Origin of the sequence: Flavobacterium sp. (genome assembly GCF_028689845.1) — a bacterium.
In the GTDB taxonomy this organism is placed as follows: domain Bacteria; phylum Bacteroidota; class Bacteroidia; order Flavobacteriales; family Flavobacteriaceae; genus Flavobacterium.
The window spans coordinates 16,993-43,368 of sequence record NZ_JAQVCH010000017.1 but is presented as its reverse complement, the minus strand read 5'-3'; the positions used below and the strand labels follow the sequence as shown (position 1 = coordinate 43,368).

The window sequence follows — 26,376 nt, the reverse complement described above, 5'->3', positions numbered from 1 at the left end:
TTTGACCGCAAATTCGCAAATTAATTTAATTGTATAATGTTTCAATCTTTCGCATTCTACTGAACACTATAAACTGAACACTAATTATTCAAACTCAATTAACAATTGTCCTTTTTCAACCGCATTTCCTTTTTCGACAGCGATTGATTTTATAATTCCATCTCTTGGTGAAAGAAAACTGTTTTCCATTTTCATGGCTTCTAAAATCAATAAGGGATCATTTATTTTGACTTCTTGACCAACTGAAACATTAATTTCAAGAATTAAACCTGGCATTGGTGCTTTGATAGCATTCACGACTTTAACTCTTCCTTTTTCAATTCCCATGGCTGTAATTAATTGGTCTAATTCATTAGCAATAGCCACTTCATAAACCGAATCATTAACTTTAACCTTATATTTTTTGGATGAAAAATCAGAAGAAACAACCTCAACCGAATATGGCTTGTTGTCTTTTAAAACGTGAAAGTTATTTTTGGATAATTGAATCTCGTCTAATAGAAGTAAATCGCTCTCATTTAAATCAAATGTATTTTCTTGATTTACAGAAAGTTTATAAGTTGTATGCATGAAATTGTCTTTTAATAGAATTGTAAAACTACAAAAAGAAAACGTTTTCGTAATTTAAAATAAATAAAAAATTGGTGATTTGATATTGTTATAAGACTAACAAACCAATTTCTTTTAAAGAATTTATCGATTTTGAATACCAAAATAATTCGAAATCTTCAAATTGAGTTTCAAAATCAGCTTTCACTTGAGCGAAAGTCAGTGATAAAGGTTGGTCAATTGAGATTTTTTGTAATAACTCAACTAACCAAATTCCCTTTTCTCTTTCCAATGAAATTTCAGAAATTCTTGTTTTAGCATGAAAAGTCAGTTTCGCCATTTCATACGTCTGCTTTTTCTTTGATTTGGTATAAAACGAAAGTAGTGGCTTTCCTCCAATCCAAATAATTTTTGAAGTGGGTTTAGTTTGAAAAGAAGCTGTTGTTTCTAAACTGTTAAAAATATAATCTGCTGGGATTTGTGTTTTTGGAATTTTAAAATCAAACCATTCTTGTAATGGAAAATCAAATCCAATGCCATGCATAAAATTAAAAAGTGACTTTTTTAAACCGAAACTAAATTGTTCGTGATTAATTCCGGTTTTATCTGTAAAGGAAATATCATTATTAGCAAAAGTAATTTCATTTTGATGCGGAATTACACCAAATTCTTCTGAAAACATCCCTACCGGCGAATGAGCAGTCATAGCAAACTGATGCCAAAACCCGGATTGCAACACGCCTATTTCAAATAATTGCCGTACCATTTCCAAACTATCAATAGTTTCTTGAATTGTTTGAGTTGGAAAACCATACATTAAATAGGAATGCACCATAATTCCAGATTCCGTAAAATGTTTGGTAACTTGTGCTACCTGTTCTACCGTTACTCCTTTTTTAATCAACTTCAACAAACGGTCCGAAGCCACTTCTAATCCACCAGAAACGGCAATACATCCGGAAGCTTTTAGCAAATAACACAAATCGGAAGTAAAGCTTTTCTCAAATCGAATATTCGTCCACCACGTGACTGAAAGGTTTCTACGTAAAATTTCTAAGGCCACTTCTCGCATTAAAGCAGGTGGTGCGGCTTCGTCTACAAAATGAAAACCATTTTCGCCTGTTTGAGCAATAAGTTGTTCCATTCTGTCAACCAAAATTTTGGCAGCGATGGGTTCATATAATTTGATATAATCTAAAGAAATATCGCAAAACGTACATTTTCCCCAATAGCATCCATGAGCCATCGTGAGTTTATTCCAACGCCCATCAGACCAAAGACTGTGCATTGGATTGGCAATTTCGATAACGGAAATATATTTATCTAGCAGTAAATCGGAATAATCGGGAGTACCAACCTCGCTTTGCTTATAATCGGGTTTTGTGGAGTTGTTTTTGTAAACTACTTCGTTGTTTTCTAGGAGAAATGTTCGTTTGAAAGGCACTTCTGAACCCACCCCGACTTTCAGGCACCCCTCCAGAGGAGGGGAATTTAAACAATAATCAATTAACAATTGTAAAGGTAATTCTCCATCATCTAACGAAATAAAATCGAAAAACTCAAACACACGTTTGTCTTTCAACTCCCTTAATTCCGTATTTGGAAAACCACCACCCATGGCAATTTTAATTGCTGGAAAATTGGCTTTAATAAATTGAGCACATCGAAAAGCACTGTATAAATTTCCTGGAAAAGGAACCGAAAAACAGATTAATTTGGGTTGCATTTTTTCAATGCTGTTTTTTAAAATTTGGAGTGTAATTTTATCAATAAAAGTAGTTTCTAGCTGTAATTCGTTATATAATTCATCAAACGAATTGGCACTTCTACCCAATCGTTCAGCATAACGACTAAAACCGAAGTTTTCATCGATACATTCTACTATAAAATCGGATAAATCTTCTAAATATAAAGTTGCCAAATGCTTGGCTTTATCTTGCAATCCCATAATTCCAAAAGCATAATCCATTTCATCTAACTGCTCAAAACGTGAAGCTTCGGGCAAGAAATTTCCGGCACAAATTTGCCGAGCTAAGGTGGGCTGTTTTCCTTGCAGAAAAGAAATTACGCTATCAATGGTGCTGACATACTCGTTTTGAAGAGCAAAAATACGTTGGCCATTTTGGGTTATGGGTTGTAGGTTGTAGGATTGAAACATGGAGGTTAATCCTTCTTTTGAAAACAATTCTAAAATCACTTCAATCCCTAAATCCATTTGAAAGGCTTCAATGTTTTTAGTATTTAGAAAACCTTTAATATAAGCCGTTGCCGGATACGGTGTATTCAGTTGGGTAAAAGGTGGCGTGATGAGAAGAAGGTTTTTCAACAATTAAATTTTAAACAAAAGTAAGTTGAAATTTTTAATTATCATTTCCTAACCATTTGTTAAACCTATTTTAACTACTTTTATTTTCTGTATTTTTACGAAAATTTCAAATCTATGCCCAACGACTGTATCAGCTATCAAAAATCAGGTTATTTTTCTAAATTAATGATTGATTATTTAGAGGAAAAAACTGAACTTAAAGTTTTATACAATCGGTTTCCAAAGTTGGAAAATTTTAAATCTCAAATTGAGGAAAAAAAAATCAATTTCAATGACAATAGCAATCAAAAAAGACAAATTCTAGTTGCTACACTTCAAAAACAATACAAATCCATTGAAGCTTCTCCAGCTACTTTAAACAACATTAAACTTTTAAACCATTCAAACACCTTTACGGTTACAACTGGTCATCAGTTGAATTTGTTTACGGGTCCATTATATTTTTTATATAAAATCATTTCAACTATCAACCTTTGTGAACAGTTGAAAACCGCCTATCCCAATCAAAATTTTGTTCCAATTTATTGGATGGCAACCGAAGATCATGATTTTGAAGAAATTAATCATTTTTGGTTTAAAGGGAAAAAAGTTTCTTGGCAGAAAGAAAGCCTTGGTCCAGTTGGAAGATTATCAACGGAAGGTTTAGAAACCGTTTTTGAACAATTTTCTTCCAAATTAGGTTTAGGTGAAAATACTGCTTTTTTAAAAAATTTATTCCAAAAAGGATATGTAGAATATTCAAATTTAGCTGATGCCACGCGATTTATAGCCAATGAGCTTTTTAAAGAAAAAGGCTTAGTAATTTTAGATGGTGATGACGCAAATTTAAAAAGAGTATTCATACCATATGCTAAAGAAGAATTAGTGAATCAGACTTCGAGTAATGAGGTTTTGAAGACGAATGAACTTTTGTCAGAATACAAAGTTCAAGTCAATCCGCGAGAAATTAATTTGTTTTATATTGAAGACAATTTGAGAGAAAGAATCGTTTTTGAAAATAATAAATACAGTGTTTTAAATACAAATTATTCCTTTTCTGAAAGTGAAATCCTAGTAGAATTAGAAAATAATCCTGAAAAATTCAGTCCGAATGTAATTTTACGCCCGTTGTATCAAGAAGTGATTTTGCCTAATTTATGTTATATTGGTGGTGGTGGAGAATTGGCTTATTGGTTAGAATTAAAATCCAATTTTGAAGCGAATAAGGTGGCTTTTCCAATGCTTTTATTACGCAATTCCGTTTTAATTGCAACAGAAAAACAAGTTCAAAAAGCGGATAAATTAGAATTAACATGGGGAGATTTATTTAGTAAACAAGGTGAATTACTGACAAATAAAACAAAAACCTTATCCAATCTAGAAATAGATTTTTCTGTTCAAAAAGCATATCTCAAAAAGCAATTTGAAGATTTACATGAAATAGCGATTAGAACGGACAAATCATTTATTGGAGCGGTAAAAGCACAAGAAATCAAGCAAATAAAAGGGCTAGAAAACTTAGAAAAACGATTGTTAAAAGCTGAAAAAAGAGTTTTAGCCGACAAATTAGAACGAATTACTTCTTTGCAAAACGAATTATTCCCAAACCAAAGTTTACAAGAGCGAAAAGCAAATTTTTCTGAATACTATTTAGAATTTGGAAAGGAATTAATCGATAAATTATTTGAAGATTTGAAACCTTTGGAGGATGAGTTTAAAGTACTGGTTTTGTAAAAAACTTGAAACCTTAGACTTGAAATTTCAAACTAAAACACTATCTTTGCACCCGAATAAAAAAACAAAAAAAACGTTATGGCAACGAATAGAACTTTTACAATGATTAAGCCCGATGGTGTTGAAAATGGACACATTGGAGGAATTTTAAATATGATTACTGAAGGTGGTTTCAGAATTGTAGCAATGAAATTAACACAATTAACTATCGCTGACGCAAAAGAATTTTATGCTGTTCACGCTGAAAGACCATTTTATGGCGAGTTAGTTGAATTTATGACACGTGGCCCGATTGTGGCTGCTATTTTAGAAAAAGATAATGCAGTAGAAGATTTCAGAACATTAATTGGTGCTACAAACCCTGCTAATGCTGCTGAAGGAACTATTCGTAAAAAATATGCAACTTCAATGGGAGAAAATGCCGTTCACGGTTCAGATTCAGATGAGAATGCAGCAATTGAAGGTGCTTTCCATTTTGCTGGAAGAGAAATGTTTTAGTCAGCATTTTGATTAAAAATATAAAATCTCGTTTCAAATTGAAACGAGATTTTTTTGTCAATTCCTAAAAACATCAACGCAAATTCAATTCTTTCACAATATCTTTACGAAGTTCTTCATTAATCATGGCGATTATTTTATGTTTACCATAGGATAATTCTTCTCTCAAAACTGCAGAAGTTAAGGTGACATGAAGTGTACTTCCTTTTAAAATAACTTCTTGGGTATAGTTGTTAACGCCAACTCCCATCAACTCTTTCCAGGCTTTCTCGACATCAATTTTGTCCATGCCGTTTTGAAGCTTATTTTTTTCAATAAACGTTTGGAGAACTTCTGAAATTGAACTTTCGTTACTTAATCGTTTTGCCATTTTATGCTGAATTTATTTCAGTATTATTTAATTGAAAAAGGAATAAATCGTTTGTAATGATAGGTTAAATTATCTTTGTTCTTTAATATTAAAATACTATCTGACAGCAAATTAAGTTCTTCTTTCCATGCGTCAAATTTGGTGGTATAGTAGATATACATGACACCTGCACTATCTTTAATTTCAATCTGTTCTTGTTCATTATTGACCACGAAAGTACCATCGAATTGAGGTTTTAACTTTTTTCGAAATCCTTTTTCGTCCTTCCATTCAAAAAAATCAATTGTTTCATTGATGGTGTACTGCTTTTCTTGCCCATCTGGAAAAGCAACTTTTTGAATTTCCCAATAACCATTTATTTTGGTTAAATCATCCCGTTTGACCGTGTGCTGACAAGAAAAAAGAACGACGATAAAAACAGCTACAAAATATATTTTTTTCATTACATCAAATAAAATCTAAAATTACAATTAATTTCGTTCAAATAAAAAGTAATTTTAATTAAACCTTTTTCGTTCTTTAGTGTCTTAATTGAAATAATAGCAGCATGAAAACAAGTCTTTATTTCCTAATGTTATTCCTTTTATTTTTGAACTGTGCTTCTGATGATGACACGAATGTATCTGTAGAACCCATGTATTTTCCGCCGTTAAACTCCAATTTATGGGAAACAAAATCTGTTGAAAGTTTGGGTTGGAATCAAAGTGCTGTGCCCGACTTATTGAATTATTTAGAAAATAAAAACACCAAAGGTTTTATCATTTTAGTGAATGGAAAAATCGTGTTAGAAAATTATTTTAATGGCCACGATGCCTCTTCTTCATGGTATTGGGCGAGTGCAGGAAAAACGTTAACCTCAACTATGGTCGGTATTGCAGAAAAAGAGGGTCTTTTAAATAGTCATGCAAAAGTTTCCGATTATTTGGGGAATGGTTGGACCGCCGCACCACTTTCTAAAGAAAATTTAATTACCAATCGACATCTTTTAACGATGACCTCTGGCTTAAATGAAACGTTGGGAAATGATGTTTCTCCAGCAAATCTTCAATTTGTTGCCGATGCAGGAACTCGTTGGGCCTATCATAATGTTTACGTAAAATTGCAAGAGGTAGTTGCACAAGCCACGGGACAGACTTGGTCAGCGTATTTCAATTCACGTTTACGTGACCGAATTGGAATGACTGGAACCTGGATTGCGAATGACGGATTAAGTGTATTTTATAGCAACACTAGAAGCATGGCTCGTTTTGGATTGTTAATGTTAAACAAAGGGAAATGGGAAACGAACGTGATTGTTCCCGAATCTTATTTAACAAATGCGATGACCACTTCGCAAGAAATAAACAAAGCTTATGGTTATTTGTGGTGGTTAAACGGAAAAGATAGTTTTAAATTACCGCAAACACAATTTCATTTTCAAGGTAGTTTAATTCCAAATGCACCAATCGATATGATTTGTGCCTTAGGTAAAAATGATCAAAAAATATATATCATTCCGAGTAAGAAAATGGTGGTTATCCGATTAGGACAAGTAGCAAATCCTGAAAATCCAACCTTTGGATTGAGTGGTTTTGACAATGACTTGTGGGTAAAAATTAATGCAATTATGAATTAATTGCCGTAATTGGATTGAAGCCAATAAACCCATTCTTGTTCATAATAACGGGTGACTAAAATTAATACTAGGGTTAGAATAGTCAACACCCAAGAATATTTTTTAGCTACTACCGTATAAGCCGTCAAAATTCCCATTAAAACAAAAGGAAGAGCAATTATTAAATTTGGAATTAGCCAAGCACCTCTAAGAATTGCAATCGATTTGAGTAGCACAAAAAAGAAAGCATATACCGAAACGATTTTAGTAAAGGAAACTAAATATTTATTAAAAACTAACGGTTCTGCCTCCATTATTTAAAAAAAGAATCTACAAATTCATATTTATTAAAGACTTGTAAATCTTCAATCCCTTCGCCTACACCAATATATTTTACTGGAATTTGAAATTGGTCTGAGATACCAATCACAACGCCGCCTTTTGCTGTTCCATCTAATTTTGTTACCGCCAAGCACGTTACTTCGGTTGCTGCAGTAAATTCTTTTGCTTGTTCAAAAGCATTTTGTCCAGTGGAACCATCTAATACTAACAATACATCATGTGGAGCATCACCTACTACTTTTTGCATCACCCGTTTTACTTTAGTCAACTCATTCATTAAGTTAACTTTATTATGCAAACGTCCAGCTGTATCAATAATTACGACATCAGCATTTTGTGTTACGGCACTTTGTAGGGTATCAAAAGCAACAGAAGCAGGGTCGCTTCCCATTTGTTGCTTCACAATTGGAATACCAACTCGATCGGCCCAGATTTGTAATTGGTCAATTGCGGCGGCTCTAAATGTGTCCGCTGCTCCAAGCACTACTTTATATCCTGCTTTTTTAAGTTGAAAGGCTAATTTTCCGATAGTAGTTGTTTTTCCAACACCATTTACACCCACAACCATAATGACATACGGTTTTTTGTTAGCTGGAATATCAAATTGGGTAGCTTCGCCAGAATTAGTTTCAGATAATAAACCTGCTATTTCTTCCCGGAGGATTTTATTTAGCTCATCGGTACCCATATATTTGTCACGAGCAACCCGAGCTTCAATGCGGTCGATGATTTTTAGAGTGGTTTTTACACCTACATCCGAAGAAATGAGTACTTCTTCTAAATTATCCAATACATCTTCATCAACCGAGGATTTTCCGGCCACGGCTTTGGTTAATTTAGCAAAAAAAGAAGTTTTCGATTGTTCTAATCCTTTATCTAAGGTTTCTTTTTTTTCGGAAGAAAATATTCGTTTGAAAAAACTCATATTCAATTGGTTTAGTAATTTTTAATCTGATAACAAATATAAAAATAAAAAGCTACTTTCAAGGAAAGTAGCTTTAGTATATTATAGTAATGCTGATTATTTTTTTTGTAAAAAATTATCAACAAGCTCTGGAGCCATTACAGATTCAACAAAAGTATAAGCTCCAGATTTTGGAGACTTTACCATTTTAATGGCTTTAGTTAATCTTTTTGACGCTGTTTGTAACGTTGCTACGGTTTTCTTTGCCATTTCTTATCTTATTTAATTTCTTTGTGAATAGTTACTTTCTTCAAGATTGGATTAAATTTTTTAATCTCTAATCTATCTGGTGTATTTTTTTTGTTTTTAGTCGTGATATAACGTGACGTTCCAGGAACTCCTGACGTTTTGTGCTCTGTACACTCTAAAATTACCTGAATTCTATTGCCTTTTTTTGCCATGGTGATATATTATTTAAGCGTTGAATTAAGAAATAAATCCTTTTGCTTTTGCATCTTTCAATACAGCAGACAACCCTTTTTTATTAATTGTTTTAATTGTAGACGCTGCTACTCTAAGCGAAATCCATCTGTCTTCTTCAGCTAGATAGAAACGTTTTTTAACTAAGTTTACAGAAAACTTTCTCTTAGTTTTGTTCATCGCGTGAGAAACATTGTTTCCTACCATCGCTCTTTTACCTGTAAGGTCACAAACTCTTGACATTATGCTTATCTTTTATCGTTATTCAAAATCAGGGTGCAAAGAAACAAAAAAGTAATCTATTACACAAACAAATTTTAGTAGTTTTTTAAAATTTCTTTTAGCAGCATTTCGAGGCCTTTATTTACTGCCCTGTCAATTACTTTTTGACGTGGTTGCCCAAAGTTAAATTCCTCTGAAAACACTCCATTTGGCGTAGCAACTGCGACACAAACTACCCCTAAATCAACTTCTGAGTCTCCTTTTGCTGGCCCAGCATTTCCCGTAGTCGCAATGGCAAAATCGGTTTGCATTAGCTTCTGAACGCCTAACGCCATTGCTTCTGCTACTTCTTTGCTCACAACCGAAAACTCTTTAATGGTAGCCGGCGGCACTTTTAACAAACTTGTTTTAACATCGGTTGCATAAGAAACGATACTCCCGCGAAAATAGTTTGAGGAACCTGCTACACTAGTAATAATTTCGGAAATCATTCCTCCCGTACAACTTTCGGCTGTACTTAAGGTATATTCTTTTTGTGTCAAATACTTTCCTAAAACCACTTCGATGTTGTCCTCTTCTTCAAAACCAACAATAATATCATTAATTAGTTCAGTGAGTTTGATTACTAATTCGGCAATAGTTTTCTGTAAAAGCTTTTCCTCCGTTCCTCTTGCCGTTAATCGCAAGCGAACACGGCCTGGACTAGGCAAATAAGCGAGCTTGACAAAGCTTGGCAAACTATCTTCCCAATCCTCAATTCGTGCTGCTACAATGCTTTCTCCTTGACCATACGTTAGAATGGTTTTATGGATGATATACGGACGTTTATAGGTTTTTACAATTTTAGGAATGAGTTCATTCGTTACGATAGCTCTCATTTCATAAGGAACACCTGGTAAAGAAACGAAAACGGTTTCATCTTTTTGCATCCACATTCCGGGTGCTGTTCCGTGACTGTTTTGTAAAACAATAGCTTTAGAGGGCACCATGGCTTGGTCGCGATTGACTTGTGTTATCGCATAATTCATTTTAGTAAATAAATTCACGATGTGTTCCTCTACCTCGCTGTTGCGTACTAAAACGTCTTGAAAATAAGTGCAAAGTGTTATTTTGGTAATATCGTCTTTTGTTGGACCTAATCCACCGGTAATAATAACAAAATCTACTTGGTTTTGCACCTTGGCAAACGTAGAAAGGATGTGCTCTTGGTTATCACTTATGGAGATCATTTCATGGATTTGAACTCCGATTTTTTCAAAAGCTTTGGCTATAAATCCCGAGTTTGTATCGGTGATTTGACCAATGAGAATTTCGTCGCCAATGGTGATGATGGTTGCTTTCATTTTTTTGAGTTGCTGAGATTCTGAGTTGCTTTCACTAGCCCGGATAGTAGAGAAAAGCCCGGAGCTTGAAAGCCTATTTTTTATTGGCAAAAAAAAAAGCGACTGCAAAGAAGCTTCTTTTTTTGACTTATAAAAAAAGGTTTTTAGCGAGGACTTGTAACGAATAGCCGGATTAGCTTCTTATAATTCGAAATCTTTGTGAATTTCTTTTACAGCCTTTTCGACTTGATTTTCGATGCTTTTAAAAATCTCTTTGATTTCTTTGCGTTTGCCCTCGCGTCGGGTCCACTCTTCTACCTGAAGAATTTCTTCGTAAGCAACATTCATTCCCAATAAATCAAGTGTAGGCTTTATTTTATGAGCGTAGCTATAGGCTAACTTGTGGTTCTTCTCTTCGATACCTTGTTTGACAAACTTTAAATCTTCTGGGATTTCGCTTACAAAAAGGGTAATAATTTGTAGAACGAACTCAGGATCGTTATCAGAAAGTGCATACACTTTGGATAAGTTGTAGTTTAATGCCATTTTTTTATTTTACTTGTATTCGAAATAGTTTTTTTTCTTCAATATATCCTTCAAGGATATCGTTTGGTTTCACTTTTGCCACTCCTTCTGGTGTTCCGGTAAAAAGGATATCGCCAATTTTGAGGGTAAAATAGTGAGAAACATGAGCAATCAATTCGTCAATTTTCCACAACATATGGCTTGAATTTCCTTTTTGAACGGTGATTCCATTCGATTTTAATTCAAAATTAATACTTTCTGTGGATTTGAAATCTTTTTTCGATAAAAAGCTACCAATAACCGCTGAACCGTCAAAAGCTTTGGCTTTTTCCCATGGTAATCCTTTCGCTTTTAATTGTGCTTGTAAATCACGAGCCGTAAAGTCGATTCCCAATCCGATTTCGTCATAATAATTAGCGGCGAATTTAGGCTCAATATATTTGCCTACTTTATTGATTCGAACTAACAATTCTACTTCATGGTGAATATCATCACTAAAAGCTGGAATTACAAACGGATGTTGTTTGAGCAAAACCGCACTGTCGGGTTTTAAAAAAACCACGGGTTCATCGGGACGCTCATTTTGAAGCTCCTCAATGTGTTTGACATAATTTCTTCCGATGCAGATTATTTTCATAAATAAAGTGGGAGATTTTTGGCGGTAGGTTGTGGGTTGTGAAAAAAAACTATACTATTCTCCTACCACCTATGACCTACCACCTAAGGCCTATTTCGTGTTTAACTTTCTCAATTTTATTGCAGTCAATACTTTTTTTGTATATAGAGGAAAATCAGCATTTTGAATCCACCCAAAATAACCGGGTTCTTCTTCTAGTACTTTTTCAACCAAAACGCCTTTGTGTTTTCCGAAACTGAATATTTCTTGTCCTTTATCGTTCAAGGCAATAAAACCGGCAAAATCGACAGATTTCTTTCTGGTTGTAAATTCAGATAAGGTTTTTATATCGTTTTCTAATTCTGGATAACGTTCAAGTTGAGCTAGTAAAATTTCATAGGTTGCCATGGTATCGGCTTCTGCTGAATGAGCATTATCAAGGTTTTTTCCGCAGTAAAATTTATAGCCAGCACTAAGGGTACGTTCTTCCATTTTATGGAAAATAGTTTGTATGTCTACAGAGACTCTGTTTTTCATATCGAAGTCGACGCCTGCACGCAACAATTCTTCTGCCAATAATGGAATATCAAATCGATCGGAGTTAAAACCTGCTAAATCAGAATCTTTTATCATGTTATAAACTTGTCCTGATAATTCTTTGAACGTAGGCTCATTGGCAACTTTTTCATCTGTGATTCCATGAATTTGAGAAACCACAAAAGGAATCGGCATTTCTGGATTAACCAGCCAGGTTTTGCTCTCTTTGTTACCGTTGGGATACACTTTAAAAATTGAAATTTCGACAATTCTGTCTTTTGCCACTTCAACACCAGTTGTTTCAAGGTCAAAAAAGCAAATAGGTCTGTTTAATTTAAGTTCCATTTTGAAATTTTAGGATTACAAAGATAAGTGATTGAAATGACCTATCCTGAAAGTTTTGGGTTTTTAGTGCTTTTTAGATTGTATCGTTTCGAAATCTATTGAATTAAAAAACCCTGTTAGCGATGAATTGCGAACAGGGTTTAAAAAATATAATTTCTAGAATTTAAAACTCTCTGTTTTCATTAAATCCTTCTAAATAATCAGCGACTCTTTTCACAAATTGTCCGCCTAACGAGCCATCTACCACCCGATGGTCATAACTGTGTGACAAGAACATTTTGTGACGAATTCCAATATAATCTCCCGACGGAGCTTCGATTACCGCTGGTACTTTTCGGATTGCTCCTAAAGCTAAAATAGCCACTTGTGGTTGGTTGATAATTGGAGTTCCGAAAACACTTCCAAAAGTCCCCACATTAGTCACGGTATACGTTCCTCCTTGAATTTCGTCTGGTTTCAATTGGTTGTTTCTTGCCCGATTAGCCAAATCATTTACGGTTTTGGTTAGTCCTACTAGATTCAACATATCCGCATTTTTTATTACCGGCACAATTAAATTACCATTTGGTAACGCAGCGGCCATTCCGAGGTTGATGTTTTTCTTTTTAATAATATAATCACCTTCCACTGAAATATTTATCATTGGAAAATCTTTAATGGCTTTGGCAACGGCTTCCATAAAAATCGGAGTAAAAGTAAGCTTTTCTCCTTCTCTTTTCTCAAAAGCAGCTTTCACTTTATTTCGCCAGTTTACCATATTTGTCACATCCACTTCAATAAAGGATTGCACGTGAGCCGAAGTTTGTAAAGACGAAACCATGTAGCCCGAAATCAGTTTTCGCATGCGATCCATTTCAATAATCTCATCTTGTCCGTTGACGGAAACTGGGATTTTCTTTTCGGGAGTAGCAGCAACTTTTGGGGCCTCAATAGTTTTTGGAGCTTCTGCAACACTTTCTGCTTTTGGAGCTTCCACTGTTACTGTTTCCGCTTTTGGAGCAACTGCTACGGGTTGAGCACTTCTATTTTTAACATAAGAAAGGATATCGTCTTTGGTCACGCGATTGTCTTTTCCTGTTCCAGCAATTTGTTCTAATTCGGCAATAGAAACGCCTTCTTCCTTAGCAATGTTTTTTACCAACGGGGAAAAGAATTTTTCTGATTCGGAAAAATCAACTGGTTTTACTGCTACCGGTTGGTGCGGAACATGAGCGACTTCAACCGTTTGCTCTTTGGATACTTCGGCAGCTGAAACTGTTGCTGTTTCTGCAGCTTTCGGTGCTTCTGGAACGACGCTTCCGCCTTCTGTATCAATAATACCAATTGTCTGGCCTACTTTTACCACATCGTCAACGTTAAATAAAATTTCAACCAAGGTTCCTGCTACTTCAGAAGGAACTTCGCTATCTACTTTATCTGTTGCGATTTCTAAAACAGCTTCATCTGCTTCAATTTTCTCTCCAACTTTTTTAAGCCAATTGGTAATGGTTGCTTCTGCAACACTTTCTCCCATTTTGGGCAATTTCAATTCAAATTTTGCCATATTTTTAACCTAAAGGTGTGCTATTATTTTCTGTTTGCGAAATTAATAAAATTATATCTACTTTAATGTGTTTTCAATAATTATTCGATGAATGAGAACTTTTAACGGACAAAAAAATAATTATTCTAAAAAAACAACTTCGCCTCTTTCATTACTACTATTGCTCCCGATAAGGAAATTAGCGTGAGGCAATAAGAATTTAAAAGTGTACTGAGTATTTTTATTTGCCTCCATTAACTGTATAGCTTTTTTGTAACTAACTGAATTTAAATCAATAATAAATTCTGTTCGTTCTGCGTTTTTCGAAAAATCTATTGTGGAAAACACTTCCTGAACGTTGAAGTTTTTTAACAATGCTCTATTTTCTTTTTTTTCAGTTACAAAAATAAAATTTGCTGGTTTCGTTTTTGAAACAGTTCTTCCTTGAAACATTTTAAGTACGGAAAAGAAAGCTGCTCCAATTTTCATCATGACGTCAAAAATAAACGATTGATTAAAATGTTTTTTATAAAAGAATTGCATCGCTTCTCGAAAACGTTTCATGTATAAACCATCACGAATGGTACTTTCGCCTTTAAAATGAATCACCGTAGTTTCATGAAAATAAAAATTCGATTTTCCTTTTTTCAAAGCCATATAGCTCAGATCGATATCATCGGAATACATAAAACAATTTTCATCAAAACCGCCTAAATCGGTATATAATTCTCGCTTCATCACCATAAAGGCTCCAACCAATATAGCCACTTTTCCAGATTGATTGACTGCGAGCTGTTGTGCATAATATTGATTCATCACTTTCCACTTCGGGAAGATTTTATATAATCCAAAAATTTTAGTAAAAGCAACCCAAGGCGTTGGAACACCTCGTTTAGATTCTGGAAGAAATTTTCCGGTACCATCAATTAATTTACAACCAATGATGCCAAGTTTGGAGTTTGGAGTTTGGAGTTTGGAGTTTAAAATTTTTAAAAATGTATCTTCGGCAACGACCGTATCTGGATTTAAAATACAAATATATTCGCCTTTTGCTTGAGCGACACCGATATTATTTCCTTTAGGGAAACCAGTATTTTCTTTGTTTTCGATGAGTTTGACTTGTGGAAAACGTTCTTTCATCATCTGGCAACTCTCATCAGTCGAGTTGTTGTCGACTACAATAATTTCAGCATCCAAACCTTCGATTGCTTTTTGAACACTGCTCACGCAAAGCTCTAAAAAGTAGCGAACGTTATAATTGAGGATGATGACGGATAGTTGCATGGGGCAAATTTAAAGCAACTTATTTAATTCTTCTGGATTTTTTTGATTGTTCCAAAATAAAAGAAGTTCGATTGATTAAGCTTTATCATTAATTCTATAAAATAAAGTTGTTTGCTTTGAAATTATAAATGAGTAATTATTTTTAAATTTCATTTTTTCTAACGATGGATTTTGAAAAGTCTTTCTAATTCATTTTCTACTAATTTCTCAAATTTCAAAACTTCTTTTTGATTCCATTTGAAGTAAATGAACTCGATTTCTTCATAATAAGAATTTAGTGCAGAAAAAGTCCAATCGATGTGAAAACTCATTTTAAAAAAGGATATCTTTCTTTGATTCTATTCATTGCTTCTTCGTGTGAAATAACATTTCCTTCTTTATGATTTTTTTTAGATTTTTCTATTAGTTTCACTGAAACCGGATGTAATTCTTCTTCTTGAGTAGCTTTTTTTTCTACATTATAATCAGTGATTGACTCTTCAACTTTGTTGATGTGTTTTTTTTCGTGGCTTGGATCCTTTTTGCTCATAAAAAAACATTAAAGTATAAATATATGGATTTTATTTCAATTGAAAAACCCAACTACATTTCCCTCCTAACCCCGATTGCAATGAAAATCCTGTCATTGCGACCGCAAATTTTGTTTCGGAGATTGCTTCGTCCCTCGCAATGACAGATTGTAATGGAAAGCGGGAACACGGATTACTGATAATGCCCAAGCCATTCGTTTCAGAAAGAATAAAGCATTACTTTTGCACTTCTAAATTCTAATTTCAGAATTCTAAATTTAAAAAATGAACTATCTTTCAGTAGAAAATATATCTAAATCCTTCGGCGAACGCGTGTTGTTTGACAACATTTCGTTTGGTATTAACAAAGACCAAAAAATTGCTTTTATTGCCAAAAATGGTTCGGGAAAAACGACCATTATGAACATTATTAATGGTTTTGATGAACCGGATACGGGTCAAGTGGTGGTTCGAAAAAATATCCGAATGGCGTTTTTATCGCAAAAAAATGAATTGCAAGATGAATTGACAATTGAGGAAAGCATTTTTGCAAGTGATAATGAAACGTTGAAAGTGATTGAGCAATATGAAAAAGCGTTGGAAAACCCTGAAAATGAAGAAGCGTATCAAAGAGCTTTTGATTTGATGGACCAACATAATGCGTGGGATTTTGAAACGCAATTCAAGCAAATTTTGTTTAAATTGAAGTTGGAAGATTTTAAATTGAAAGTCAAAAGTCTTTCGGGTGGACAGAAAAAAAGGCTTTCGTTAGCGATAATTTTGATTAACCGTCCGGATTTATTGATTTTGGATGAGCCTACGAACCACTTGGATTTGGAGATGATTGAATGGTTGGAAAGTTATTTTGCCAAAGAAAATATCACGTTGTTTATGGTAACGCACGACCGTTTTTTTTTGGAACGTGTTTGCAATGAAATTATCGAATTGGACAACGGAAAACTATACCAATACAAAGGAAATTACTCGTATTATTTGCAAAAAAAGGAAGAACGAATTACTTCTGAAAATGCGAGTATCGACAAAGCTCAGAATCTTTTTGTGAAAGAATTAGCGTGGATGCGTCGCCAACCAAAAGCGAGAACGACCAAATCGAAATCGCGTCAGGACGATTTTTATGTGATTAAAGAAAAAGCCGAGAGTCGCAGAAAAGAAAATGTGGTGGAGCTTGAAATCAATATGGAACGAATGGGAAGCAAGATTATTGAGCTTCATAAATTGTATAAAAAATTCAAAGACCGAGTGATTCTTGATAATTTTTCGTATGATTTTCAGCGTGGTGAACGCATTGGAATTATCGGAAAAAACGGAACCGGAAAATCGACTTTTTTGAATATTTTAACCAAAACGATGTTGCCCGATGCCGGAAAAGTGGTGATTGGTGAAACGATTAAAGTTGGTTATTATACGCAAAGTGGCATCAACCCAAAACCGGGTCAGAAAGTAATTGATATTATTAAGGAGTACGGTGAATATATTCCGCTTACAAAAGGAAAAATTATTTCGGCTTCGCAATTGTTGGAACGTTTTCTTTTTGATGCGAAAAAGCAATATGATTTTGTAGAAAAATTAAGTGGTGGCGAATTGAAACGCTTGTATTTGTGTACGGTTTTGATTCAGAATCCGAACTTTTTGATTTTGGATGAGCCAACGAATGATTTAGACATTGTAACGTTGAATGTTTTGGAAAGTTTTTTATTAGATTTTCCTGGATGTTTGCTAGTGGTTTCGCACGATCGTTATTTTATGGATAAAATTGTAGATCACTTATTTGTGTTTAGAGGCGAAGGTGAAATTGAAGATTTTCCTGGTAATTATTCCGATTTTAGAGCGTATGAAGACAGTGCTGATGTGGCGTTAAAAGAAGAAAACAAAGCCGATAAAAAAGCATGGAAGCAAAATAATCCGGTCGGAAATTTATCGTTTAATGAACAGAAAGAATTTCAAAAAATAGAACGTGAAATCAAAGATTTGGAGTTTGAGAAAAAGCAAATCGAACAATTGTTTGCTGATGGTAAAGTAACTGATGATGCTATTGAGAAAAAAGCGAATGAGTTGCAAGTGATAATAAAGAAATTGGAAGAAAAGGAAGAACGTTGGTTTGAACTTTCTTCGAAAATTGAGTAATTTAGCTCGCAAAGACGCAGAGTCGCCAAGAAAAACTGCGTCTTTGCGACTTTGCGAGAAATGATACAAATTATAAAATCATATCTAAAATTCATCTGGAACTCCAAAAACCAACACGGAGTGCATTCGCCATTTGTGTTTGATTTGGTCACCAACTGTTTTTATGACAAGAAAATATATCAAGAATATACAGTTTTAAAAAAATATAGAATTTCGCTTTTAGAAAATAAAAACTTTATTGAAGTCACCGATTTTGGTGCTGGCTCCAGAGTTTTCAAAACCAACAAAAGAGAAATTGCAAAAATTGCAAAAACAGCAGGAATTTCTGTTAAAAGAGCAGAACTATTATTTCGTGTTGTCAATTATTTTCAACCGAAAACCATATTAGAAATTGGAACTTCGTTAGGATTAGCCACTGCTGCCCTATCACTTGGAAATAAAACTGCAAAAATAATTTCGTTAGAAGGCTGCCCAAAAACTCAAGAAATCGCAAAAAATCAGTGTCAATCTCAAAAATTATCAAACCTTAACTTTATAACCACAAAATTTGAAGATTACCTTTCAGCCAACGACCTACACCCTACACCCTACGACCTAATCTACTTCGACGGCAATCATTCCAAAAAAGCTACTTTAGACTATTTTGAAAGGTTACTTCCAACCATAACAAATGATTCCGTTTGGATTTTTGACGATATTCATTGGTCAAAAGAGATGGAAGAAGCCTGGGGAATCATAAAAAATCATCCAAAAGTAAAAGTAACAATCGATACTTTTCAATGGGGATTTGTATTCTTTAGAGCAGAACAAGAAAAAGAACATTTCACTATCCGCATCTAATATTTTCAATAAAACTGTAACAATTTCATACTTTATTCTACTAATTGATTAAATTTGGAATCAACCAAAATAGTAATCTACAAGCTAGAAAATCATGGCAGAACCACTTATCAAAATAACCAACATCAAACGCAATTTTGAACTAGGAAATGAAACGATTTATGTTCTTAAAGGTATTGATTTAGAAATCAACAAAGGCGAATATGTAGCGTTAATGGGGCCTTCGGGTTCCGGAAAATCTACCTTGATGAATATTTTAGGTTGTTTAGACACGCCAACTTCTGGTGATTACATTTTAAACAATAAAGATGTCAGTAAAATGCTAGATGATGAATTGGCGGATATTCGAAACAAAGAAATTGGTTTTGTCTTTCAAACATTTAATTTGATGCCTAGAACAAGTGCGTTAGACAATGTAGCCCTCCCGATGGTTTATGCTGGATATTCAAAAACTGACCGAAATGTTCGTGCCACCGAAGTGTTATCCCAAGTGGGTTTGGCTGACCGAATGGATCATAAATCTAACGAACTTTCGGGTGGACAAAGGCAACGTGTTGCTATCGCGAGAGCATTAGTAAACAGACCTTCAATTATTTTAGCCGATGAGCCAACAGGAAATTTAGATAGTAAAACTTCGGTTGAAATCATGAACTTATTTAATGATATTCATGCCAATGGAAACACTGTGATTTTGGTTACCCATGAAGAAGATATTGCCGCTTATGCTCATCGAATCATCCGTTTGCGAGATGGAATGGTGGAAAAAGATGAAAAAATAAAATAAAAAATTCACGATATAATCCTTCAAGTTATAGCCATGAAAACTGTACTCTTCGCTTTAGTTTTTTTATTTATAGCTGTAATTATTTTTGGAAGAATTGCAAATAAACAAAGAGGAATTCGAAGAAACCGCAGTTTTAAAACGAATTATTATTCTAAAAAGAAAAAATAATACCATGAAACTTGGCATTTTAACTTGCGAACAATTACCCGATTTATTAGTCTCTGATCAAAAATTAATTCCGCTTTTTGCTGCTCATCACTTTGAAGTTGAAGCAGTTATTTGGGACAACCCTTCCGTTGATTGGTCTTCTTTTGATTTTTTGATTTTCAGAAATACGTGGGACTATTATGAAAAAGAAGCCGTTTTTAATCAATGGTTACTGAAAATTACAGCTTTAGAAATTCCAACGTTTAATTCGATTGAAACCATTCAAAAAAATAAACATAAATTTTATCTAAGAACGTTACAATCGCTTGGAGTGCAGATTTTGCCTACAATTTTTTTAGAAAAAAACACTTCGAAACCACTTATAGAATTAATACCGCAACATTGGCAAAAAGTAGTTATTAAGCCTGCTTTTTCGGCTGGAAGTTATTTGACGAAATTAGTAGACAAAGAAGCACTTGGCGATTTAGAAACTGAATTTGCAGAGCATTTTAAAACGAAAGATTTTTTAATACAAGACTATTTTCCTGAAATTAAAAGCAGCGGTGAAACTTCGTTTATTTTTTTTAACGGTCAGTTTTCGCATGCAGTTACAAAAAAACCGATTGAAAATGATTTCCGAGTCCAATTTCAATATGGTGGAAAATATAAAGTAGTCGAGCCCACTACTGATTTAATTCAGCAAGCAGCAACTATTCTGACTCATTTTCCAGAAAAATTAGTATATGCTCGCGTGGATGGAATTATAATTAAAGATCAATTGCATCTAATGGAAGTAGAACTTATTGAACCGGACTTATATTTTGATTTAGCCGATGGAACTCGCGAACGTTTTGTAAATGCTTTTTTGGATAGAATTAAGTAACCAATTAAACGTTTAAAATATAGTTAACACACAATGAAACCCAAAAAAATCTCAGTAACTTAGCATCTTGTTAACTAAGCAACTCAATTACATGAAAATATATACTAAAACTGGAGATGGCGGAACCACAGCACTTTTTGGTGGAACAAGAGTGCCCAAACACCACATTCGAATTGAAAGTTATGGAACGGTTGACGAATTAAATTCGCATATCGGATTAATTCGCGACCAAGAAATAGACCCACATTACAAAACCGTTTTGGCTGAAATTCAAGACCGATTATTTACTGTTGGAGCTATTTTAGCAACCCCGCCTGATAAAGAAACGTTGAAAAACGGTCAGCCGCGACTTCAAAATTTAGGTTTAGTTCAAACTGACATTGAATTTCTAGAAAATGAAATTGATACTATGGAGAAATCACTTCCTCAAATGACGCATTTTGTCTTACCGGGCGGCCATACTACTGTGTCATTTTGTCATATTGCTCGCTGCGTTTGTCGTCGGACAGAACGTTTAGCGACGCATCTTCATGAGCTTGAACCGACAAATGAGCAGGTCTTAAAATACCTAAACCGTCTTTCTGACTATCTGTTTGTATTGGCACGAAAGTTGACATTTGACCTCCAAGCGGAAGAAGTACAATGGATTCCGAGGAAGTAGTTTACAGTATTCAGTGACAGTAAACAGCTCATAAGTTAAACAATTTATGAAGGATATTTACCGAAAACTACGACCGAAAACTGCAACTAAAAAAAACGTTCATAAATTTAAAGTAAAATAAAGTGATTTTTACTTGACTATATCAGTAATAAATTTATTTTTGCATAAAATTAAAATCAGAAGAAGATGTATTGGACATTAGAATTAGCATCCTACTTAAGTGATGCCCCGTGGCCAGCCACCAAAGACGAGCTTATTGACTATGCAATTAGAACTGGTGCACCTCTCGAAGTCGTGGAAAACCTTCAGTCTATTGAAGACGAAGGAGAAATCTACGAATCGATGGAAGAAATTTGGCCAGATTATCCTACAGACGAAGATTATCTTTGGAATGAGGATGAATATTAAAAAAATAAAAAACTAACGAAAAAGTCTCACTAGAGGCTTTTTTTTTGTATAAATTTGCACACTTAAAAAAACAAACTATTATGAGTTTTATCAATAGTATTCTCAAAGCCTTTGTTGGAGATAAATCCGAGAAAGATGTAAAAGCAATACAACCCTTAATTGCAAAAATCAAGACTTTTGAAAGTAGTCTAGCGGCTCTTTCTCATGATGAATTGAGGGCAAAAACAACGTTCTTTAAGGAAACTATTCGTCAAGCTCGTGCAGATAAAGACAGCAAAATTGCTAGTTTAAAAACAGAAGTAGAACAAATTCTTGATATTGACAAACGAGAAGATTTATACTTAGCTATAGATGCATTAGAAAAAGAAGCGTACGAAATTACTGAAAAAGTATTAATGGACATTCTTCCAGAAGCGTTTGCTGAGGTAAAAGAAACAGCGAAACGATTCAAAGATAACACCGAAATCAAGGTAAAAGCTACACCAAAAGATATCGAATTCTCTGCCGCTAAACCCTATGTTTCACTCGAGGATGATTATGCTGTTTGGGCTAATTCATGGAATGCAGCGGGAAAAGAAATCACCTGGGACATGATTCACTACGATGTACAGTTGATTGGTGGTGTGGTTTTACATCAAGGTAAAATTGCCGAAATGCAAACGGGCGAAGGAAAAACCTTAGTGGCTACTCTTCCTCTTTATCTTAACGCATTAACTGGGAATGGCGTACATTTAGTAACTGTCAATGATTATTTGGCAAAACGAGATAGTACTTGGAAAGCTCCCTTATTTGAATTCCATGGCATGATGGTCGATTGTATTGACAATCATCAACCGAATACCGATGCAAGACGAAAAGCCTATGAAGCGGATATTACTTACGGTACAAATAACGAATTTGGTTTTGATTATTTGAGAGATAATATGGCTCATTCGCCAACCGATTTGGTACAACGAAAACATAATTATGCAATTGTCGATGAGGTCGATTCCGTTTTAATTGATGATGCTAGAACTCCTTTAATTATATCTGGACCTGTACCACAAGGCGATCGTCATGAATTTAACGAATTAAAACCAAAGGTAGAAAACCTCGTTTCGTTACAACGTAATTTAGCGACTGGTTTTTTAACTGAGGCCAAACGTTTAATCAAAGAAGGAAACACGAAAGACGGTGGATTTCAGTTGTTAAGAGCGTATCGGGCTTTGCCAAAAAATAAAGCGTTGATTAAGTTTTTAAGTGAAGAAGGCATTAAGCAACTTCTTCAAAAAACAGAAAATCACTATATGCAAGATAATAATCGCGAAATGCCCAAAGTGGATGAAGCATTATATTTTGTGATTGAAGAAAAAAACAACCAAGTAGAATTAACCGATAACGGAATCCAATATTTATCACAGGATACCGATGGAAAATTCTTTGTTCTTCCCGATATCGGAACAGAAATTGCCCGTATTGAGAAGATGAATTTGGAAAAAGATGCAGAAGCGGAAGAAAAAGAAAAATTATTTCAAGATTTTTCGATTAAATCGGAACGAATTCATACGTTAACGCAATTATTGAAAGCGTATTCACTTTTTGAAAAAGATGTAGAATACGTCATCATGGAAGATAAAATCATGATTGTCGATGAACAAACCGGTCGTATTATGGATGGTCGTCGCTATTCAGATGGCTTACACCAAGCCATTGAAGCGAAAGAAAATGTAAAAATTGAAGCGGCAACGCAAACTTTCGCAACGATTACCTTGCAAAACTATTTCCGTATGTACAGCAAATTAAGCGGTATGACCGGAACTGCAGTGACAGAAGCAGGTGAACTTTGGCAGATTTATAAATTGGATGTAGTTGAAATTCCAACCAACCGTCCGATGGCTCGAAAAGACAAAGAAGATTTGATTTATAAAACTACACGCGAAAAATTTAATGCCGTCATTGAAGATGTTACTAAATTATCGCTAGAAGGAAGACCTGTCTTGATTGGAACTACTTCGGTTGAAATTTCTGAATTATTGAGTCGTATGTTGAAAATGCGAAACATTCCGCACAATGTGTTGAATGCTAAAATGCATAAAAAAGAAGCAGAAATTGTAGCAGAAGCTGGAAAAGCTGGCATTGTAACGATTGCAACCAATATGGCTGGTCGTGGTACCGATATTAAATTGTCGCCAGAAGTAAAAGCGGCAGGCGGTTTAGCAATTGTCGGAACAGAACGTCATGATTCTCGTCGCGTAGACCGTCAGTTAAGAGGTCGTGCAGGTCGTCAAGGTGATCCAGGAAGCTCGCAATTTTATGTTTCGTTAGAAGATAACTTAATGCGATTATTTGGTTCTGAACGCGTTGCGAAAGTGATGGACAGAATGGGATTGAAAGAAGGAGAAGTGATTCAACATTCAATGATGTCTAAATCGATTGAACGGGCTCAGAAAAAAGTGGAAGAGAACAACTTTGGTGTTCGTAAACGATTGTTAGAATATGATGATGTCATGAATTCACAACGTGAAGTAATTTACAAACGAAGAAAACATGCGTTGCATGGCGAACGCTTGAAAGTTGACATCGCCAACATGATGTATGATACGTGTGAAAATATCGTCAATGAAAATAAAATGAGTTCAAACTTCAAAAATTTTGAGTTTGAATTAATTCGCTATTTTTCAATTACCTCTCCAATTTCAGAAGCCGAATTTAATAAGCTTAATGAAATGGAAATTACCGGAAAAATATATAAAACTGCTTTAGCCTATTATGAAGAGAAAAATGCTCGTGATGCCCGCGAAGCTTTCCCGATTATTAAAAATGTATATGAAAATCCTACTAATCATTACGAGCGAATTGTTGTTCCGTTTAGCGATGGTCAAAAATCACTGAATGTGGTTACTGATTTGAAAAAAGCGTATGATTCTGAAGGTAAACAATTGGTTGCCGATTTTGAAAAAAACATTACGCTTGCTATTGTGGATGAAGCTTGGAAAAAGCATTTACGAAAAATGGACGAATTGAAACAATCAGTACAATTAGCGGTTCACGAACAAAAAGACCCCTTATTGATTTACAAATTTGAAGCGTTTAATTTGTTCAGAACGATGCTTGATAAAGTCAATAAAGAAGTGATTTCATTCTTGTTTAAAGGTGATTTACCTAATCAAGGGAATGCAGCTATTCAAGAAGCAAAACAGGTTAGAACTAAAGAAAACTATACCGAATCGAAAGCAGCAACTGAAATAAGTGACGGAGCCCAAGCAAACAAACAAGCAGGCGAAATGGCTAGTCAACGACCAGCCGTAACCGAAACGATTGTACGCGAAATGCCAAAAATCAACCGAAATGATACCGTGACCATCAAACATGTAATGAGTGGAAAATCGGAAACAATGAAGTTTAAAAAAGCGGAGAGCATGATTGCTAGTGGTGAATGGGTTTTAGTATAAAAAGTTTATAGTCTCAGTTTACAGTTTGAAGCTGCTTTAAAAAACAATAATCCTCAATTAGTTCATACTATTGAGGATTTTTTTATATTTGAAAAAAATACACATGAAAAATATAATTCCTTTTTTGTTTTTGTTCTTTTACGTTCAATCCTCATTTTCGCAAGATAAAACCAACATTTTACTTGAGCCTAAAAATATTTTTAAAGTAACGACTGAAACCAACGTATTTAACTATTATGAAGGTGACGAATTGATTTTAAATCCGCCAAGTTCAAAAGTAAAAATTGAATTATTAAACTATAAAAAATTTGATAGCGGAACCGTTAGCTTTCATTATCCGTCTAATTTTGCCTTTGAATCAGACAAAGATTTCGGTTATACCAATTGGTCTTTTGATGGAAATAATGTGGTGGTTCTCTATTTTGAAATTGACAACGACACCAAAATGCAAGAATACATCGACATGATGATTGATCAATTTGGAAAGAAAAATTGTAAAACAGAAAAAAAACAAATGCAATTGGGCGGAAAAATGCTTTCTGGAACAAGAATTAATATTTCTTTGATTGGTCAACTGTTGAGTTTAGAATTTTTTGAAATTCCACTTGGCGATTATAAAACACGTTTCATTGCCTTTCAAGATTCTAAAGATGAAGAAGGAAATAACTCAAAAGAATTAGCCGACACACTAAAAATGGTCGATTCTACCATTACTTTTGCAGAAAATTAAACCAACTGTTATGAAAAAGAAATTGTTAGTCCTATTCTTTTTAACCGTCACCTCGCTTGGGTTTTCTCAAACGCTAGACCAACTAAAAACGGATGTTAAACTGTTTTATGAGGCTCAATACAACATGGATTTCGAAAAAATTGTTTCGTATATGCATCCAAACGTATTTGAAACGATAACGAAGGAAGAACTCCTTTTCGTCTTAGAGCAATCGTATCAAAATGAACAATTTAGAATACGATTAGTTTTGCCACAAGTACCGTTTACCTTTTCGGAAATTAAAGAAATCGAAGGGAAAAAAGTTTGTAAAGTGGAATATCCGCAAACAGTCCGAATGATTTTGGAGAATCCCATTTCAGAAGATGAAAAAACTGTCATTGAACAAGCTATTCTTGCTTCTAAACCTTCTTTAAAAGTACGTTTTGAAAAAGATAGAAATGCATTTTATATAGAAGGAGTCGAAATTTTAATCGCTATTGCTGATACTTCTACGCAAAATACATGGAAGTTAATCCTTTACGACCAAAGTCAGCAGCAGGAAATCACCACTATTTTGGGAGAAAATGTGATTAATGCATTAGGGTTGTAATTTCAAAAAAAATATTCCTATCTTTACTCTATTGCTTCAAATAGCAAACCTAAAATTATGGCAAAGAGTCAAGACGCTAAGAAAAACGTAAAGAAAGAGC

General features: G+C 34.3%; 29 protein-coding genes. 12 read left to right on the top strand and 17 right to left on the bottom strand.

What is annotated here, in order from left to right:
- Positions 1-84: 84 nt before the first annotated feature.
- Positions 85-570, bottom strand: a complete 486-nt coding sequence (locus PHR76_RS08135) for a biotin/lipoyl-containing protein (RefSeq protein WP_300060790.1) — start codon at positions 568-570, stop codon at positions 85-87.
- Positions 571-658: 88 nt separating this feature from the next.
- Positions 659-2,875, bottom strand: coding sequence for a radical SAM protein (locus tag PHR76_RS08130; RefSeq protein ID WP_300060787.1), 2,217 nt, complete (start codon positions 2,873-2,875; stop codon positions 659-661).
- Positions 2,876-2,989: 114 nt separating this feature from the next.
- Between PHR76_RS08130 and bshC the strand changes: the two genes are divergently transcribed.
- Positions 2,990-4,588, top strand: a complete 1,599-nt coding sequence (gene bshC / locus PHR76_RS08125; RefSeq protein WP_300060784.1) for a bacillithiol biosynthesis cysteine-adding enzyme BshC — start codon at positions 2,990-2,992, stop codon at positions 4,586-4,588.
- Between the two features lie 78 nt (positions 4,589-4,666).
- Positions 4,667-5,086, top strand: coding sequence for a nucleoside-diphosphate kinase (locus tag PHR76_RS08120; protein WP_300060781.1), 420 nt, complete (start codon positions 4,667-4,669; stop codon positions 5,084-5,086).
- Between the two features lie 73 nt (positions 5,087-5,159).
- On the opposite strand, the gene PHR76_RS08115 is transcribed toward PHR76_RS08120, so the two are convergent.
- Together PHR76_RS08115 and PHR76_RS08110 are read right to left on the bottom strand one after the other, a co-directional pair.
- Complete coding sequence (locus PHR76_RS08115; RefSeq protein WP_300060778.1) at positions 5,160-5,456, bottom strand: DUF721 domain-containing protein; 297 nt, start codon at positions 5,454-5,456, stop codon at positions 5,160-5,162.
- Positions 5,457-5,479: 23 nt separating this feature from the next.
- Positions 5,480-5,899 carry a hypothetical protein gene (locus PHR76_RS08110; RefSeq protein WP_300060775.1) on the bottom strand — a complete coding sequence of 140 codons (420 nt, stop codon included), beginning with the start codon at positions 5,897-5,899 and terminating at the stop codon, positions 5,480-5,482.
- Between the two features lie 104 nt (positions 5,900-6,003).
- On the opposite strand from PHR76_RS08110, the gene PHR76_RS08105 reads away from it, so the two are divergent.
- Complete coding sequence (locus PHR76_RS08105; protein ID WP_300060772.1) at positions 6,004-7,071, top strand: serine hydrolase; 1,068 nt, start codon at positions 6,004-6,006, stop codon at positions 7,069-7,071.
- On the opposite strand, the gene PHR76_RS08100 is transcribed toward PHR76_RS08105, so the two are convergent.
- The 13 genes from PHR76_RS08100 to PHR76_RS08040 all read right to left on the bottom strand — a co-directional run bounded on the left by PHR76_RS08100 (position 7,068) and on the right by PHR76_RS08040 (position 15,678).
- Complete coding sequence (locus PHR76_RS08100; RefSeq protein WP_300060769.1) at positions 7,068-7,364, bottom strand: hypothetical protein; 297 nt, start codon at positions 7,362-7,364, stop codon at positions 7,068-7,070. The two genes, PHR76_RS08105 and PHR76_RS08100, sit on opposite strands and share 4 nt — an antisense overlap.
- On the bottom strand, positions 7,364-8,317 hold the full coding sequence (ftsY, locus tag PHR76_RS08095) for a signal recognition particle-docking protein FtsY (RefSeq protein WP_300060766.1): 954 nt from the start codon (positions 8,315-8,317) through the stop codon (positions 7,364-7,366). Before ftsY ends, PHR76_RS08100 begins: the two co-directional genes overlap by 1 nt.
- A 96-nt stretch (positions 8,318-8,413) precedes the next feature.
- Positions 8,414-8,566: a DUF4295 domain-containing protein gene (locus PHR76_RS08090; protein WP_300060763.1), complete on the bottom strand. Its 153-nt coding sequence runs from the start codon at positions 8,564-8,566 to the stop codon at positions 8,414-8,416.
- Positions 8,567-8,574: 8 nt separating this feature from the next.
- Positions 8,575-8,757 (bottom strand): 50S ribosomal protein L33, encoded by a 183-nt coding sequence (rpmG, locus tag PHR76_RS08085; protein ID WP_035654704.1) that lies wholly within the window; start codon positions 8,755-8,757, stop codon positions 8,575-8,577.
- A 25-nt stretch (positions 8,758-8,782) separates the two neighbouring features.
- Complete coding sequence (gene rpmB, locus PHR76_RS08080; protein WP_300060757.1) at positions 8,783-9,019, bottom strand: 50S ribosomal protein L28; 237 nt, start codon at positions 9,017-9,019, stop codon at positions 8,783-8,785.
- A 74-nt stretch (positions 9,020-9,093) separates the two neighbouring features.
- Positions 9,094-10,341 (bottom strand): CinA family nicotinamide mononucleotide deamidase-related protein, encoded by a 1,248-nt coding sequence (locus PHR76_RS08075; protein ID WP_300060754.1) that lies wholly within the window; start codon positions 10,339-10,341, stop codon positions 9,094-9,096.
- Positions 10,342-10,521: 180 nt separating this feature from the next.
- Positions 10,522-10,866 carry a histidine kinase gene (locus PHR76_RS08070; protein ID WP_300060751.1) on the bottom strand — a complete coding sequence of 115 codons (345 nt, stop codon included), beginning with the start codon at positions 10,864-10,866 and terminating at the stop codon, positions 10,522-10,524.
- 4 nt (positions 10,867-10,870) lie between these two features.
- Positions 10,871-11,482 (bottom strand): fumarylacetoacetate hydrolase family protein, encoded by a 612-nt coding sequence (locus PHR76_RS08065; protein ID WP_300060747.1) that lies wholly within the window; start codon positions 11,480-11,482, stop codon positions 10,871-10,873.
- A gap of 90 nt (positions 11,483-11,572) precedes the next feature.
- Positions 11,573-12,343 (bottom strand): 3'-5' exonuclease, encoded by a 771-nt coding sequence (locus PHR76_RS08060; RefSeq protein WP_300060745.1) that lies wholly within the window; start codon positions 12,341-12,343, stop codon positions 11,573-11,575.
- Between the two features lie 163 nt (positions 12,344-12,506).
- Positions 12,507-13,886 (bottom strand): dihydrolipoamide acetyltransferase family protein, encoded by a 1,380-nt coding sequence (locus tag PHR76_RS08055; protein ID WP_300060742.1) that lies wholly within the window; start codon positions 13,884-13,886, stop codon positions 12,507-12,509.
- Between the two features lie 120 nt (positions 13,887-14,006).
- A complete protein-coding gene (locus PHR76_RS08050; RefSeq protein ID WP_300060739.1) occupies positions 14,007-15,149 on the bottom strand; it encodes a glycosyltransferase family 2 protein in 1,143 nt (380 codons plus the stop codon).
- Positions 15,150-15,307: 158 nt separating this feature from the next.
- Positions 15,308-15,460, bottom strand: coding sequence for a hypothetical protein (locus tag PHR76_RS08045; RefSeq protein ID WP_300060736.1), 153 nt, complete (start codon positions 15,458-15,460; stop codon positions 15,308-15,310).
- Entirely contained in the window at positions 15,457-15,678 is a 222-nt protein-coding gene (locus PHR76_RS08040) for a hypothetical protein (protein ID WP_300060733.1), read from the bottom strand. The genes PHR76_RS08045 and PHR76_RS08040 overlap by 4 nt, the downstream gene beginning before the upstream one ends.
- 265 nt (positions 15,679-15,943) lie before the next feature.
- Between PHR76_RS08040 and PHR76_RS08035 the strand changes: the two genes are divergently transcribed.
- From PHR76_RS08035 to PHR76_RS07995, 9 genes are all read left to right on the top strand, one after another.
- A complete protein-coding gene (locus tag PHR76_RS08035; RefSeq protein ID WP_300060730.1) occupies positions 15,944-17,803 on the top strand; it encodes an ABC-F family ATP-binding cassette domain-containing protein in 1,860 nt (619 codons plus the stop codon).
- Between the two features lie 60 nt (positions 17,804-17,863).
- Positions 17,864-18,643, top strand: a complete 780-nt coding sequence (locus PHR76_RS08030) for a class I SAM-dependent methyltransferase (protein WP_300060727.1) — start codon at positions 17,864-17,866, stop codon at positions 18,641-18,643.
- 94 nt (positions 18,644-18,737) lie between these two features.
- Complete coding sequence (locus PHR76_RS08025; protein ID WP_300060723.1) at positions 18,738-19,427, top strand: ABC transporter ATP-binding protein; 690 nt, start codon at positions 18,738-18,740, stop codon at positions 19,425-19,427.
- A gap of 172 nt (positions 19,428-19,599) precedes the next feature.
- On the top strand, positions 19,600-20,457 hold the full coding sequence (locus PHR76_RS08020; protein ID WP_300060720.1) for a hypothetical protein: 858 nt from the start codon (positions 19,600-19,602) through the stop codon (positions 20,455-20,457).
- Between the two features lie 91 nt (positions 20,458-20,548).
- A complete protein-coding gene (locus PHR76_RS08015; protein WP_300060717.1) occupies positions 20,549-21,118 on the top strand; it encodes a cob(I)yrinic acid a,c-diamide adenosyltransferase in 570 nt (189 codons plus the stop codon).
- A gap of 186 nt (positions 21,119-21,304) precedes the next feature.
- Positions 21,305-21,526 carry a DUF2795 domain-containing protein gene (locus PHR76_RS08010; RefSeq protein WP_002986941.1) on the top strand — a complete coding sequence of 74 codons (222 nt, stop codon included), beginning with the start codon at positions 21,305-21,307 and terminating at the stop codon, positions 21,524-21,526.
- A gap of 80 nt (positions 21,527-21,606) precedes the next feature.
- Positions 21,607-24,957, top strand: coding sequence for a preprotein translocase subunit SecA (secA, locus tag PHR76_RS08005; RefSeq protein WP_300060713.1), 3,351 nt, complete (start codon positions 21,607-21,609; stop codon positions 24,955-24,957).
- A 103-nt stretch (positions 24,958-25,060) separates the two neighbouring features.
- Positions 25,061-25,687: a hypothetical protein gene (locus tag PHR76_RS08000; protein ID WP_300060710.1), complete on the top strand. Its 627-nt coding sequence runs from the start codon at positions 25,061-25,063 to the stop codon at positions 25,685-25,687.
- A 10-nt stretch (positions 25,688-25,697) separates the two neighbouring features.
- Positions 25,698-26,276, top strand: coding sequence for a hypothetical protein (locus PHR76_RS07995; RefSeq protein WP_300060708.1), 579 nt, complete (start codon positions 25,698-25,700; stop codon positions 26,274-26,276).
- Positions 26,277-26,376 lie beyond the last annotated feature (100 nt).